The organism is Microaerobacter geothermalis, from assembly GCF_021608135.1.
In the GTDB taxonomy this organism is placed as follows: domain Bacteria; phylum Bacillota; class Bacilli; order DSM-22679; family DSM-22679; genus Microaerobacter; species Microaerobacter geothermalis.
On sequence record NZ_JAKIHL010000004.1, the window covers coordinates 36,677 to 51,633 of the forward strand.

The following is a 14,957-nucleotide window of genomic DNA, read 5'->3' on the forward strand; positions in this document are numbered from 1 at the left end:
TTAAAGGGTGATAATACGATGCGGATTTCTAAAAAGATCGTAATCTAAAGTAGTGGCTACAGGAATTGGATAAAACAATAATCATTACTGGGGCGGGCCTGTCATCTGATCTCGTAATTTATGTAAAGGCTGGAGTGATTCTAAAATCCTTTGATTTTGTCCTTGAATTTATCAACATAAATCTATCTACTGAAACGAACCATGTACCTTATGAAAAGGAGGGAAATGTAAAAGTGACAGATCGAGTATTTGTTTATGGAACCCTTTTGAAGGGGGAGTATTACCACCATATAATAAAAGATCAAGTAAAATCTGTGGTACCCGCTACCATTAGGGGATGGATGTTTGATCTTGGTCCATACCCGGCCATCGTGGAAGGCAGCGGATATATCCATGGTCAGATCATCGAACTTCATGATCCAGATAAAGCCTTTCAATCTATGGATTTACTGGAAGGATATCACGATGCTCATTCACCTTTAAATGAGTATGAAAGAGTGTACACTGAAGCATGGACAAATGATCACCAAGTAATGAAATGCCAGGTTTACAGGTATCCAGATGATCGGAAAATTAATTTAATAAAAAAATATCCTTTGATTCTTAATGGCAATTGGAAACAGAGAAAGGTTGAGCCTTGGCATCTTTATTTTGCCTATGGCTCCTGTATGAACCGCCAGTCTTTTTCGCAGAATGTACCGAAGTATAAAGTGGTGGGGAAAGCTGAATTGGAAAATTACCGAGTTGGTTTTACAAGAAGATCGAAGAACTGGAATGATAGGGGAGTAGCTGATATCCTCTATGAAACCGGTTCTGTGACAGAAGGAGTGCTATACTTGATTCCCCATTACCATTTAAAGGATTTGGACATTAGGGAGGGAGCAGGGGAACATCTTATAAATCCTGCATACCGTAGGATCTTGGTAAATATTAAAATTGACAATTTAACTATTCCTGCATACACCTATGAGGTAGTCCAAAGAGAAAAAAATGAAATTCCCCCCAGTGAAGAATATGCCAGAACCATTATTGAAGGAGCGGCTTTATTAAGTAATAGTTATTTAAATCGACTGGTAAAGAAAATTGAAAGGCTGAGGGATTCTTAATCATTCAGGGTTTCCTAAGAGTAGGAGTTTGTTTTGTTGCTTTATTAGTTAACATAATATATATTATCGGACGCAAAAGTTTAAAAAAATTTCCTGCATTTTAAATCTATCTTCTGCTATGATAGATATCATAATCTAACAACTAACTTGCAAGGAGATACGTTAAATGTTTTTGGATAAAATGATGAAACAATGGATAGTTAATAAAACATTAGTAAGACTTTATGTGAATAAAAATAAAAAGAGGATGAACATCCCTTGTCGCATTATTCAGTTCGATGAAAGCAAGGGACACATCCTTATTTATCATGATGATTCGAAATCTACCCAAACCTATTCTTTATCAGAAATTGAAAATATTGAGGATATACACTCCGTTACGAATAATAGCTCTGTAGATTGTAGCATTGAAATTAATAAAAATAATACTTCAGATACTTTCAATGAACTAGCAGTCTTGAAAGAACCAATGATCGACAATCATTCTATGATTGATAGGATTGTCTTTTTAGCCAAACAAATTCAACCTAAAGATTTGGAACCAATCGTGAAAATTATGGAAATCATTGTTAATCAATATCGAAAATAAAATTATGTTTTATCATCAGGATTAATTATTTTTATTGAGTCCAACTGACTTTTTAAACTTTGTCGCATTGTTTTTATGTAAAGTTCTCTTAGTTCTTTCTGTTCTTGTTTTTCTTTTTCAGTAAGACCTTCGGTTTTTGATTTTCTTGCCAGATGATTAATACGCTCAATATGCTCTTTCGTGATCATGTTGAAATCCTCCTACTTATCTACTCCCTTCACTTTACTGAAGTTTTCCTTTAATTTCAACCTCCTTTTCTCCTGTTATCATGTAACATATAGGCGACTTTCACTGTTTAAGCGGTCTTTTAGAACCTGGTGTCAGTTTTAAAAAAAAGAGTCCATATGGAATGTTTCCGAATGGACTCTTTTCATATTATAATTAACGTTCAAGTGTTAATTATTTTTTAAATACCAGGTTCAGCGGCCCGGGCTCCATAGCTGAAAATACCAGTTGGTGTTACAGGTCCATCAATTTTGGTTACAAAATCACCATTAGGTTTAAAAACCAGAACGGCATTTCCTTCCCAAAGAGCTACATATACGAATTTCCCATCTTGTGTATATTCAGGATGGACTGAACGTGTTTTCTGGGGATCAGTGCCTGCGATAGCTGCTGTGTCAATCTCTTTTACCACTTCAAGGGATTCTTTATCAATAACGAAAACCTTATTCCAGTTTGGAGCAAAAGCAATATCTACCCATACATAGTTTTGGGCTTCGCCTTTTCCTTCTATGCCGTTATAGGCGCGAATAAACAAAGATCCGCCGTTCTCTCCTTCTTTACCAAGACGAACTTGCTTGTATACCTCAAAGCCATTTTTTGTTTGTTTCCAGAAAGTTACTAAGTTTTCTCCAATCGCAGGTGTGGCGTAAAGAACTCCATTTTTCTTAGTGTGTATCACTGCACCTGGTCCAGGATGGGGTTTAATTCCGGCAGGTAATTGCGATACCAGTTTACCTTCCTTCATATCAACGATACCCATTAACCCGTTATCAGGTTTTGAAGGATCAAGTAGACTTGGCTTCGTATTATCGCCTTGTGATGCAATCATGAAATAGCGACCGCTATCATCCAAGAATCCATCATGCAGAATACGTCCTACCCTTGGAACATCAACCACAATTGGGAACCCTTTTTCTGCCCCTTCTTTAGATACATCAATCCCCCACACGCGTCCCGCTTCTTTTAATGCAACAACAAACATCTGTTTTCCATCGATGACTGTATCAAGAATTGCCGCAGCACGGCTTTGACTTCCATTCACTCCAACGATTTGTCCATCCGGATCTATACCGTAGGTTGGAAGATATTTAAGCGGGTTTAGATACTTATCAAGTATCATTACGGAGCTTGGCAGATAGTTGCTTATTGCGATGTATTCACCATCGGCGGATACAGCAGTTCCACGAGAATCTAGACCTACACGTACTTTTCTTACGGTTTTAAACGAATACATATCAACTTTAAAGAGCCAACCGTCGCGACCGATTCCATACATATAGCGTCCTTCAGGAGTATCTGCCGGACCAAACTGAATGGTATGTGTACGGTAGGAGCCATCAATCTTTCCAAGAAGCTTATGGTTTTTACCGTCCATTACTGCGTATTTACGGGTTTCACGCTCCATGGCAACCATTAAGTCACCAATTTCAATTTCATTAGGATCCCAGGCGGTTGGTTGTGCTGGTAAGGTTTTTTCATCATTTATAACCTCTAATGAAGCCTTGGCATCTTCTAATGACCAAGTTTGAGCCTCTAATGCAACTGGAGTTTTTAGGTATTCTATCAGTTCCCTAATGGTTGCATCGTCAGAACGGTCCTTTGAAACGGTGTTAAAGGCAGGCATTGGCGTTCCAGGACGTCCTTCTTTTATCACTTTGAAAATATCTTCCTCTTTCATGCCGGAGAAAAGACGCTCAGGCAAAAGGTTTGGCCCGAGGGCCCCAAGTCGGGTTTGTCCATGGCAGCCACCGCAGCTGTCCACATATAGTTTTTCGATATCAGTTCTTTGAACAACCCCTTTTGCTTGTTCACCAGCAACTGGTTCAGACGGCTTGTTAACAGGTTGTTCTGTTGGCTGGGCCTGTTCTTTAGCTGGTTCCGAAGCTTTATCAGATGGAGCAGTGGTCTCAGAAGAACAGGCTGTTAAAATAACGATGAGAGAAAGAAGAAATGCGAATAGTAGACCTCTTTTAAGCATGTAAAAACCTCCTTTTAATCATTTTTTAATCAACTAAACTTACATGACCCGAAGGGTCAAACTGATATGAAAAATATATTTTCATATCAAATAATAGAAAAAGTGCTGGTAAACTTTTACGATCCCCCCTTTATTTTTCCAATCATGTGTAGAAAGTGTGGAGAACCCTTCAACATGGATGCTAGCATGATATGTAACTCTTCAGTGTGATTTATATCACAGAACTAAATTTTAAACAGAAAAAATAAAACCTTGTCACAAAATTGACAAGGTTTTATTTTTGCCTTATGAAATTTCTGGAATCACCAACTGTTGACCCGGATAAATAAGATGATCTTTTAATCCGTTTGTTTTCTTTATGTAATATATCATTTTATATAGATCCACTCCCTTTTTATTCACTTGACTGGCAATTGACCAAAGGGTGTCTCCTTTTTTTACCGTTACGATCAATTGATGAGGTGGTTTTATATGATCAGAGACAGAATTTCCTTCATTTTCAACATAAGCAAAAACATAAGAATAGACACTTCCTAATCCTATGATTAAAACTAGTAAAACAAAAAATATTCCTTTGGACATGTTAATCCCCCCTTAACAATTCCGAAAACAATTCCGAACATTGGTTCTTAAGTCCAATTATATAAGGGAACAAATGTTTTTGCAACTATTTTTCGAACTCATGTTTGAACGATATCACGTTCTGTGTTATGATGAATATAAAGAGTAAATTTAGTATAAGAGGTGATATAATGACGGATTTATCCAATCGACAAAAAGCAATTTTAAATTTTATCAAATCTGAAGTTCGTGAAAAAGGTTATCCCCCATCAGTTCGCGAGATCGGTGAAGCGGTTGGATTAGCTTCCAGTTCAACGGTTCATGGACATCTGGCTCGCTTAGAAAAAAAGGGATATATTAGGCGGGATCCAACCAAACCAAGGGCGATTGAAGTACTCGATCAGGATGACTACGCACCGCATTTAAAAACTGCTTTTACATACGTTCCAGTTGTTGGAAAAGTTACGGCAGGAGAACCCATTACCGCCATAGAAAATGTTGATGAGTACTTTCCTCTCCCCGCCCCGATTGTCGGTGATCAAGAGGTTTTTATGTTAACTGTACAGGGGGACAGTATGATTGAAGCCGGGATATTAGATGGTGATTTTGTCATTGTTAAAAAGCAACAAAGTGCTTCTAACGGGGATATTGTTGTTGCTATGACCGAAGAGGGTGATGCTACGGTAAAGAGGTTTTATAGAGAAAATAATCGCATTCGACTTCAGCCTGAAAACTCGTCTCTTGAGCCTATAATAGTAACAAATGTAGCCATTTTAGGTAAAGTAATTGGGGTATTTAGAACAATTCATTAGTCGCTAAATGTTATGAATTTATAATCTTTCAGAAACCAGCTGATCATGACAAGCTGTATGAATATTTTGGTTCCATTATAAAAGCACCTATCCCTTTAGGAGATAGGTGCTGAACTTTTATGATCAAAAAATTAACGTTTGATATGAAAATACATTTTCATATCAATTTGTAACCCTTCGGGGCATGTAAGTTTAATACAATGAAATATATTGATCTCTTTCCCAATTATGAACTTGGGTACGGAACATATCCCACTCAATTTCCTTTGCTTGAACAAAGTGTTCTAAAGCATGGCCCCCTAGTGCATCACAAATGACCTTATCGGCGAGCAAGCAGTCAATTGCTTCTTTTAATGTGCTTGGGAGGCTTTCGATACCCGCTTCTTTTCTTTCCTGCTCATTCATGATGTAGATATTACGATCAGTTGCAGGCGGCAATTGAAGTTTGTTCTTGATTCCATCCAGACCAGCTTTTAACATAACTGCAAGGGCTAAATACGGGTTAGCAGCAGGGTCAGGGTTTCTTACTTCAATTCTAGTGCTTAATCCTCTTGAAGCAGGAATACGTACTAATGGACTTCTGTTTTTTGCTGACCAGGCCACATAACATGGAGCCTCATAACCAGGAACCAAACGTTTGTAGGAGTTTACGAGCGGATTGGTAATAGCCGCAAAACCGCGTGCATGTTTTAAAATTCCCGCCAAATAATAACGGGCGGTTTCGCTTAATCCTAAACTGTCGGTTTCATCATAGAAAGCATTTCCATCCTTCGTAAATAAGGATTGATGGGTATGCATTCCAGAGCCGTTAATTCCAAAAACGGGTTTGGGCATGAATGTAGCATGTAAGCCATGCTTGCGGGCAATGGTCTTAACCACCAGTTTGAATGTTTGGATATAATCGGCAGCTTGTACGGCATCGGCGTATTTAAAATCTATTTCATGCTGTCCAGGTGCAACCTCATGATGGGATGCCTCCACTTCGAAACCCATTTGATCAAGAACCATCACAATGTCTCGGCGACAGTTCTCACCGAGGTCAACAGGAGCAAAATCAAAGTATCCGCCTTGGTCGTTTAATTCCAACGTCGGTTCTCCTTTTTCATTTGTCTTAAAGAGGAAGAATTCAGGTTCAGGACCAACATTCATTGCAGTAAACCCGAGCTCTTTTGCTTCTGCCAAAACTCTCTTTAGAATTCCTCTTGGGTCTCCTGGGAAAGGTGTTCCATCCGGCATATAAACGTCACAAATTAAACGGGCAACTTTACCTTCTTCAGATCCCCATGGAAAAACAACCCAGGTATTATAATCTGGATAAAGATACATATCGGATTCTTCGATACGTACGAATCCCTCGATAGAGGAACCGTCAAACATCATTTTGTTGTCAAGGGCTTTTTCCAATTGACTTCTTGGAATCTCAACATTCTTGGTAACCCCCAATAAATCTGTAAACATTAATCGAATAAAGCGAACTTCTTCTTCATCAGCCATTTTTAAGATATCTTCCCTGGTATAGTTTCTTCCTGGCACTACAGCACTCTCCTTCCACTTTTCCTTTTAAAAATTTATCTCATATGCAGCCATGGCATGTGAGTTTAATAAGACTAATTTTAGTGAAAAAATCTTGAAAGTTCTCCTTGGATCAAAGATGGGGATGTCCCGGGCCTGTTATGCAGAATTTGGTGCTTTAACATTTGTAATAGTTCGCTTTCGGATAGTTCTTTCCGCTTGCTTTCTGATTTTTTGTCCATCACTGTCAATGGTTCGTTTTGATCTTTATCCTTCGACTGCATCAGCTGCTTTATTCCGGCAATGTTAATTCCCTTCTCAATTAACGATTTAATTTCCAAGAGTCGATCTACATCATTAAAAGAAAATAAACGTTGATTTCCTTTTGTTCGTGCAGGATGAATTAATTCATTTTCTTCGTAATAACGAATCTGTCTTGCTGTTAATTCAGTCAGCTGCATCACAATGCCAATAGGGAAAAGCGCCATGTTTCTACGAATTTGATCGCTCATTTTATCACCTCCAGGCATTCATACCACTATTTTAACTTTCGTAATATTCATTGTCAACGTATGTAATAATAAATTACATTATTTAATCTTTTTTTCTGAAATAATCAATTTTTTTTCCAACATATAATCTAATGCAGTTAATATGCCTATTTTTACATGTGAATAAGTAAGTCCTCCCTGAATAAATCCCAGGTACGGGGGCCTTAATGGTCCGTCAGCGGTCAATTCAATGCTAGCCCCTTGAATAAATGTTCCGGCAGCCATAATGACAGGATCATGATACCCCGGCATAGGGTTGGGCTCAGGAAGAACATTGGAATCAACAGGAGATGCTTTTTGTATCCCTTGACAAAAGGTAATTAAATTTTCCGGTGTATGGAATTGAATTGACTGAATCAGATCTGTTCGCGGTTCATTCCATTTTGGTGATGTAGAAAACCCCAATTCCTCAAGAAGAGCTGATGAAAAAATAGCACCCTTCAATGCTTGTCCAACCACGTGTGGAGCAAGAAAGAAACCTTGAAACATGTCAAGGAGTGTATTTAATGTAGCTCCTCCTTCTGCCCCTATCCCCGGTGCAGCTAAGCGGTAAGAGGCCAATTTAACCAAGTCCCTTTTCCCAACGACATACCCACCAGTTTTGGCTAAACCTCCTCCAGGATTTTTGATCAGAGAACCAGCCATAATATCAACACCTACTTCTGTCGGCTCTCTTTCTTCAGTAAACTCCCCGTAACAGTTATCGGTGAATACGATAAGATCCGATTTGACTTTCTTAACAAAACGAACCATTTCCCCAATTTCTTTAACACAGAAAGAGGGACGATTGTCATATCCCCTAGAGCGCTGAATTCCGATCATCTTTGTTTTAGAAGAAATGGATTTTGACACATTCTCCCAATCGATGTTACCTTCTGAAGTTAATGGGATGGCCTTATACGAAATTCCCCATTCTTTTAACGAACCTTGTCCCTCCCCTCTTTCTCCTATCACTTCCTCCAAAGTGTCATAAGGTTTTCCTGTAATATAAATTAGCTCATCTCCAGGCCTTAAGATCCCAAATAAACAGATGGTAATTGCATGGGTTCCTGAAATGATTTGAGGTCTAACAAGTGCTGATTCTCCCCCAAATACATCGGCATAAACAGATTCAAGTGCAAAACGGCCGGGATCATCATAGCCATAGCCTGTCGATGAAGTAAAGTGAAATTCATTTATTTTATGTTTCTGGAAGGTCTTAAGTACCTTCAGTTGGTTGAAATCCACTAATTGATCTACTTCATTCAAACGTTTTTTAATTTTTTCTTCCACTTTTTTTACGATAGGTTCAAGAAGTGCTCCATGTTGGTAAAACCTAAACATTTTTGCTCTCCAATCTACATAAATTTTATTATGTTAACTATAACAAATTCTGGTCATCTATTATACATTTCCTGATCAATATATTACCTGATCGGAGCAATTTTAAAAAGCTTCATTATGAATAATACGAAATACGGGAACGCTTTTCTGTAAAAGGCATCTTCAATTTCAAGAGAGATTTTTTTACCCCGATCTCTTACATATCAGGATTAATGTCCTGGGGAGTGATCATCATGAGATCTTCCCTGCTTTGGTTTTTTTCCCGAATTAAACGGACAGCTTGGTTTCGAATCGATTTCTCTATTATATTTCGCACAAACCTTGCATTACTGAAATGATGGTAAGAATCATCTATTTCTTTTTGGATCTGTTTTTTTAACATAAACTTTGCTTTCGGTGATAATTTATAGTCCCGCTCATGAAGGATCAAATCTGCAATATCTATTAGCTCATCCACTTTGTAATCCGGAAATGAAATTTGAATTGGGAAACGGGATGGCAATCCAGGATTGGATTGCAGGAATTGATTCATTTCATAGGAATAACCTGCCAAAATCAAAACAAAATCATTTTTGTGGTCCTCCATCGCCTTGACTAAAGTATCGATGGCCTCCCGCCCAAAATCTTTCTCTCCGCCTCTTGCGAGTGAATACGCCTCATCAATGAATAAAATCCCACCAAGTGCTTTCTTTACAAGTTCTCTGGTTTTTAACGCCGTGTGTCCTATATATTCGCCAACCAAATCAGCCCGCTCCACTTCTATCAAATGTCCTTTGCTAAGAACATTCATTTCCTTTAATAACTTTGCCATGATTCGAGCCACTGTTGTTTTTCCTGTACCCGGATTTCCTTTAAAGATCATATGCAATACTTGTGATTCACATTTTAGTCCGATACGCTGCCTGCAATGATTGATAAATAAAAGGGCATAGATTTCATAAATCAGCTTCTTTACTTTTTTTAACCCGATTAATTGATCCAGTTCTTTAATGGCGTGATGCAATGTGTCTTTCGTTGGATACTGTGTGTCTTTTTTTTCTAAATTGTTGATCTTTATTAATTCGGCCAAGGAATCACTTTGGGGCCTTTCGTGGTGAAGTACCACCTGAATTTGACGAGGCGTAGAGGTGGTCAATACTCGCCTGTTACCCATAATATATCACCTCGTTTTATTTGGTCGTGAGATAGTATACGTATGAGCCCAGAAAGAGGTGAAAAAAATATTTCCCCAATTATTCCAGTATCGAAAGCATTTTATTTGAACATCATAAATAAGGTAAATAAAGTAAATTGGGGGCAACAGACGTGTTTTTTAAATCCATTCAACAACTGACGGCAATCTTAACAACAGCTATTTTAATCGGGATTTTGACATTTCCTGCTTCTTCTGTCGCCTTAAGTGCAGAAGCTTCCATTGTAGTGGATGTAGAAAGCGAAAGAGTGTTATACGAGCAAAATGCTGATACTCCCATGCGTATTGCTAGTTTAACAAAAATTATGACTGCTATTGTTGCGATAGAAAATGGAAACCTTGAAGATGTTGTAACCGTCAGTAAAAGGGCCCATGGGGTTGATGGTTCATCCATATATCTTCAATTGGATGAAAAGTTAAAACTTAAACATTTGCTTTACGGAATGATGCTTCGCTCCGGAAATGATGCTGCTACCGCTATAGCCGAACACATAGGTAGCAATGTTGAGGGATTTGTAAAAATGATGAATGAGAAAGCAAAACAATTGAAAATGAAGAATACCAAGTTCATCAATCCCCACGGATTAGACGAGCGAAAAGGGTCCAACTTTTCAACAGCCAGGGATATGGCCAAATTAACAGCCTATGCTTTAAAAGATTCTACCTTCGCCGAGATTGTATCTACAAAATTTTATGAAATTCCATTGAATAATCGTACAAAAGGAAGAAAATTGTATAACAAAAATCGGATGTTGTACTCTTTTGAAGGTGCTGATGGAGTGAAAACGGGATATACGATTTTAGCCAGAAGATGTTTGGCATCTTCTGCAACAAGAGATGGCTGGCAGTTGGCAAGTATTGTTCTTCGTGCCCCAAATTGGTACCAGGATTCTTCCTATTTGCTGAATCAGGCGTTCAAAAAATACCGGAAAGTATGGATCGCAGTAGATCAATCTAATGTTGGGGAAATACCTGTGATTGACGGAAAGAAAGAGCAGGTCACTGCTGTTCTTTCAAGCGGATTTTCATATCCAGTTACTGATGAAGAAGAAAAATATATAAAAAAACAGCTTTTTCTAGAAAAAAAATTATCGGCTCCGGTGGAACAAGGTGAAAAAGTAGGCGAATTACAGATTTATTTTAAAGATCAACTAGTAAAAAAACTAGATGTGGTATCCATTGAGACCGTCGACAGGTTGAACTGGTGGGAAAAAATTCGAAAGAAATGGGTATCACCCTCCAAAAATTAACTTAACGAAGAAAACAGAAGATAAAAATGCCATTACATCTGCGGAAAGTCCAACGATTAGCGCATATCTGATATTTTTTACACCAACGGCACCAAAATATAATGTCATGATATACAATGTGGTATCTGTACTTCCATCAATCGTGGAAGCCATCCTTCCAATGAAGGAATCCGGTCCGTATGTTTCCAACAAATCCATCGTGATTCCAAGGGAAGCTGGTCCCGACAGGGGCCGAACAATCATTAGAGGAAATATCTCTACAGGTATGCCTAATAATTGATAAATCGGGGAAAGAAAAGAAAGAAGGAAAATCAAGGCTCCCGATTCTTTTAGAATACCAAATGCCACATATACGCCAAGGATATACGGAATTAACTTGATGGAAAGGAAAATCCCTTCTTTGGCCCCTTCTACAAAGGTTTCAAATACCTTTACACCTCTGAATTGGCTGATAGTAATGGTAAAAAAAATAAACAGGGGTATGGCCCATTGACTGATAGCAGTGAATACATTAATCATATCGAATGCCCATCCCCTCTTGCACTATTTTTCTTTCGGAAGTAAAAGTCCAACAATACGGCTGTGATCGTAGCAGTGGCCGAGGCTAATAACGTAGTGGATATTATTTCAGCAGGATTTTCCGATCCCAAAGAGAGTCTTATTGCAATGATCGTAGAGGGAATGATTGTTAGACTAGATGTATTCAAAGCTAAAAAGGTACACATCGCCTCAGATGCCGTTTTGGGATCCTGATTTAATTTTTGCAATTCCTCCATCGCCTTTAAACCAAATGGTGTTGCCGCACTTCCCAACCCAAGAATATTGGCACTCATGTTCATCAAAATCGACTGAATGGCAGGATGTCTTGCAGGAATGGAAGGAAAGAGCCAACGGATAAATGGATATAATGCCCTTGCTAATCCCCTTAATATTCCCCCCTTTTCTGCTACCTTCGCCAATCCAAGCCATAAGGTGATAATGCCCATTAACTGAATGATGCGTTCAATGGCTGAGTTTGCAGATTGAATGGCAGCGGTCGTGACAGACTGGATGTTTCCAGTGATGGCAGCTACAACAATACCAAAGGAGATAAGGAAAAAGAATACGTAATTCACCGCAACACCCTCCTTAATCCCGTATGATCACCATCGTTCCCTGCTCCACGATGCTATAAAACCATCTTGCATCTTCTTCGTCAAGCCTAATACATCCGTGACTGGCTGGAAGCCCCAATTTTTTGTGTTCATCTTCTTTGATTTTCCAGTTATCATCCCTGGGAACGGAATGAATCAAGTACTGATCGAACAATCGAACCCAATATGTTGCTCCTTCCTGAAAACGATAGGAGAAAAAACTGGGGCCCTTATCTTTCGTATAAAATACTCCTTTTGGGGTTTCAAGGCCAGGCCGTCCGCCTGATACCAACATTTTTCGCAATAATTTTTTCCCTCGATAAACCGACATCACATGTTTTTCGCCTAGAGAAACATCTACCCATAACCGCTCTCCAATATTTTTGGTTTCAAAAGCAAACTGTAAACTCTCGCTGGGCTCATTAAATTTGCTTATTCCCTGTACCTTTACCAAATACTTGCTGTCAGGAAGAAGAGCATCATCCGGTTTAAATTGAAGGCGATTTTCTACCGCAATGGTTTTACCCAAGATTTCGTAGTTTTCCGTAACATTGAATAATTGAATGATGCCCATTTTCATTTCCTGGTCAAATTGAATATAAATTTGTGAATATACATCTTGATGGGCAGACTGCGGACTTGGAAAAATTTTTATTGGAACAGGTTTGGAAGCGGTCTGAAAAGACCTTACCCTGGTTTCATCCAATGAGTCACCGGTTTTACTGGAAAATCCCTTTGGAAATACAAAGTTGTATACTTTATTATTTTCCAGGGGTTCATTTGCGATAAATTCCCATTCACTTTTATTCAGCACCTTTTTTCCGTTGGGTAAGGTTATGGTGACGGGAGTAAACGTTCCCTTAATGTCAGTCTTGATACTTTTCATACTTGATTCTTCAATCAATGTATTAAATTTAATTCGGACAGGATTTCTTGTTGAAACATTCTTTTCAGGAATAAGGGTGATAGATGAAAGGGAGGCCTTTGGAGTAAAGCTACCTTTTACCGTGATCGGAATAGCGCCAATCCTGGTTTTCTGATTTGAAATGGAAAAATAGATTTTTTGACCTTGAGGCAAATCATTTTGATTCATCCTAATGACCAGGGTTTTCTTATTCTGCCAACTCCCAGTCTTTGAGAAAGACGTTCCTGGGATTTCCGAAATAATGTATATGTCATCTTTTTCTATTTTTTGGTTTTTCATTGGAAAAGGATATTGAATAACCAACAGAAATTCTTTTTCATTCAAGAATTCAACCGTATAATTTGGATTTGTTATAAATGACATAATGGATATGATCGTTACGGTGATCGATAACAAGAAAAAGGTTATCTTTAACCTCCTATTCATAAATATCACCTCAAAAATATACATCTCTTTAATGTCTATTTGTACAACCTGTTAAATAGAACAAAAAAACTTAACCCAAGAGGTTAAGCTTTTTTGTCCAGATAAAAGGCAACAAGGAAAAAAGAGACAGCTCCCAGCAAGCGAATAATGGTTGAAATAGCCATAGCCTGAAACATATTTAATACTTCCAGCAACCAAACCCCTATTTGTGGAGAGACAAAACCAATAAAAGCAATAATAAAATTGTAGTTGGCAAGAAATGAAGTTCGGTCTTCCTCTGGAGAAACGGCAAGCAATTGATTAAAGAGCAGCATGGTGATTCCGGCTACAAAAGATCCTGTCCAAAGGTTTACCGCTGTTAAATAAATAACATTTGTTGATAATACCATCAAAATGGGAGCGGAGGACAATCCTGCCGATGCAATAAACAGCATGGTGGAATTGCCCCATTTATCGGCATAACTTCCCCACCAACGGTAACTGATGATTTGAGAAATTTGGTTAGCTACCGTAAACAGGCTGATCCAAAGAGCAGTGGCATTCGCATAATTGATTTGATAAATAGTAAATAATGGCCAAGCCATTTGCCAACCAAAATTAAAAATAATTGCACTTACCAAAAAAAATAAATAAGATCGGTGTTTAAACATCTGTGCAAAAAAGGAAAATTTAACCTTTCGAACCTTTTTCCTTTTGTCCTGGCGTTTTACGATCTCTATATGTTTTAATAAATAAAAAACTTCCATGAATCCCATCAGTAAAGCAAAAACAAACAGTACCTGATAGGGACCTGCCAGTTTCTTATCAAATAAATCCATCACAAAACCTGACAAGAGAATTGCCGCGGCGGATACGATTGTTACAAAACGGTTTCGGTTGCTGAAGAATTGCCCTCTCTCCCTGTCTGGAATCAGATCACCGATAAGGGATTGCCAGGACAAGTTAGCCGTTGCGAAAGGAATATTCATCAAAGCGTATAAAATAACAAGAAACCATGCTTTATCTGTAAAGGGTAAATAAGGAATTAAAGCAAACCATAAAAAGAAGGATCTGGCAGTGAGGGCTGTATAGGCGGTGAATTCCTTTTTCTTGTGAAGCCGATTAATCCAGATTGCTCCAGGAATCATGGCGATCATGGCCATCAATGATGGGATAGAACTGATCCACCCTACTTGTTGGTTCGTAGCTCCTAATACATGAATGGCATATAGCGGTAAATAACTAGCTACCAAGGTTTGGGCAATCATTGAATAAGCTCCGTTATATATACTGAACTTTTTGTTTTGTTCTATATCATAAGGTGAGTAAATTCCCATTATTGTCCCTTCTTCCCGTTAAAAGAAAATAATATTTAGGTTAACGAAATGATTTTAC

15 protein-coding genes are annotated in these 14,957 nt (G+C 38.3%); 4 read left to right on the forward strand and 11 right to left on the reverse strand.

Translation table 11 applies throughout. The features are described from left to right. The first annotated feature begins 65 nt into the window (after positions 1-65). Positions 66-1,106, forward strand: a complete 1,041-nt coding sequence (locus L1765_RS03770) for a gamma-glutamylcyclotransferase (RefSeq protein ID WP_236405237.1) — start codon at positions 66-68, stop codon at positions 1,104-1,106. Between the two features lie 166 nt (positions 1,107-1,272). Further along, positions 1,273-1,695 carry a hypothetical protein gene (locus tag L1765_RS03775; protein ID WP_236405239.1) on the forward strand — a complete coding sequence of 141 codons (423 nt, stop codon included), beginning with the start codon at positions 1,273-1,275 and terminating at the stop codon, positions 1,693-1,695. Between the two features lie 2 nt (positions 1,696-1,697). On the opposite strand, the gene L1765_RS03780 is transcribed toward L1765_RS03775, so the two are convergent. From L1765_RS03780 to L1765_RS03790, 3 genes are all read right to left on the reverse strand, one after another. Further along, entirely contained in the window at positions 1,698-1,883 is a 186-nt protein-coding gene (locus tag L1765_RS03780) for a DUF896 domain-containing protein (protein ID WP_236405241.1), read from the reverse strand. A gap of 218 nt (positions 1,884-2,101) precedes the next feature. Beyond that, complete coding sequence (locus L1765_RS03785; RefSeq protein ID WP_236405244.1) at positions 2,102-3,898, reverse strand: nitrite reductase; 1,797 nt, start codon at positions 3,896-3,898, stop codon at positions 2,102-2,104. Between the two features lie 285 nt (positions 3,899-4,183). Beyond that, positions 4,184-4,480: a LysM peptidoglycan-binding domain-containing protein gene (locus L1765_RS03790; RefSeq protein WP_236405247.1), complete on the reverse strand. Its 297-nt coding sequence runs from the start codon at positions 4,478-4,480 to the stop codon at positions 4,184-4,186. A 170-nt stretch (positions 4,481-4,650) separates the two neighbouring features. Here L1765_RS03790 and lexA point away from each other — a divergent pair, with 170 nt between their 5' ends. Beyond that, positions 4,651-5,271: a transcriptional repressor LexA gene (gene lexA, locus L1765_RS03795; protein WP_236405249.1), complete on the forward strand. Its 621-nt coding sequence runs from the start codon at positions 4,651-4,653 to the stop codon at positions 5,269-5,271. A gap of 192 nt (positions 5,272-5,463) precedes the next feature. Here lexA and glnA read toward each other — a convergent pair whose 3' ends face one another. The 4 genes from glnA to spoVK all read right to left on the reverse strand — a co-directional run bounded on the left by glnA (position 5,464) and on the right by spoVK (position 9,810). Next, complete coding sequence (gene glnA, locus L1765_RS03800) at positions 5,464-6,804, reverse strand: type I glutamate--ammonia ligase (RefSeq protein ID WP_236405251.1); 1,341 nt, start codon at positions 6,802-6,804, stop codon at positions 5,464-5,466. An 80-nt stretch (positions 6,805-6,884) separates the two neighbouring features. Further along, entirely contained in the window at positions 6,885-7,295 is a 411-nt protein-coding gene (locus L1765_RS03805) for a MerR family transcriptional regulator (RefSeq protein ID WP_236405253.1), read from the reverse strand. Between the two features lie 78 nt (positions 7,296-7,373). Further along, positions 7,374-8,657 (reverse strand): methionine gamma-lyase family protein, encoded by a 1,284-nt coding sequence (locus L1765_RS03810; RefSeq protein WP_236405254.1) that lies wholly within the window; start codon positions 8,655-8,657, stop codon positions 7,374-7,376. 196 nt (positions 8,658-8,853) lie between these two features. After that, positions 8,854-9,810 carry a stage V sporulation protein K gene (gene spoVK, locus L1765_RS03815; RefSeq protein WP_236405256.1) on the reverse strand — a complete coding sequence of 319 codons (957 nt, stop codon included), beginning with the start codon at positions 9,808-9,810 and terminating at the stop codon, positions 8,854-8,856. Between the two features lie 152 nt (positions 9,811-9,962). On the opposite strand from spoVK, the gene L1765_RS03820 reads away from it, so the two are divergent. After that, complete coding sequence (locus L1765_RS03820) at positions 9,963-11,099, forward strand: D-alanyl-D-alanine carboxypeptidase family protein (protein WP_236405258.1); 1,137 nt, start codon at positions 9,963-9,965, stop codon at positions 11,097-11,099. Here L1765_RS03820 and L1765_RS03825 read toward each other — a convergent pair. The 4 genes from L1765_RS03825 to L1765_RS03840 form a co-directional block, all read right to left on the reverse strand. Continuing rightward, the gene (locus L1765_RS03825; protein WP_268928703.1) at positions 11,082-11,618 is read right to left on the reverse strand and encodes a spore maturation protein; all 537 of its coding nucleotides are present in this window, start codon (positions 11,616-11,618) and stop codon (positions 11,082-11,084) included. The genes L1765_RS03820 and L1765_RS03825 overlap by 18 nt on opposite strands. Then, positions 11,615-12,214, reverse strand: coding sequence for a nucleoside recognition domain-containing protein (locus L1765_RS03830; protein WP_236405260.1), 600 nt, complete (start codon positions 12,212-12,214; stop codon positions 11,615-11,617). Before L1765_RS03830 ends, L1765_RS03825 begins: the two co-directional genes overlap by 4 nt. Before the next feature lie 13 nt (positions 12,215-12,227). Next, positions 12,228-13,583, reverse strand: a complete 1,356-nt coding sequence (locus tag L1765_RS03835; protein WP_236405262.1) for a L,D-transpeptidase — start codon at positions 13,581-13,583, stop codon at positions 12,228-12,230. A gap of 83 nt (positions 13,584-13,666) precedes the next feature. Continuing rightward, a complete protein-coding gene (locus tag L1765_RS03840) occupies positions 13,667-14,899 on the reverse strand; it encodes an MFS transporter (RefSeq protein ID WP_236405264.1) in 1,233 nt (410 codons plus the stop codon). Positions 14,900-14,957 lie beyond the last annotated feature (58 nt).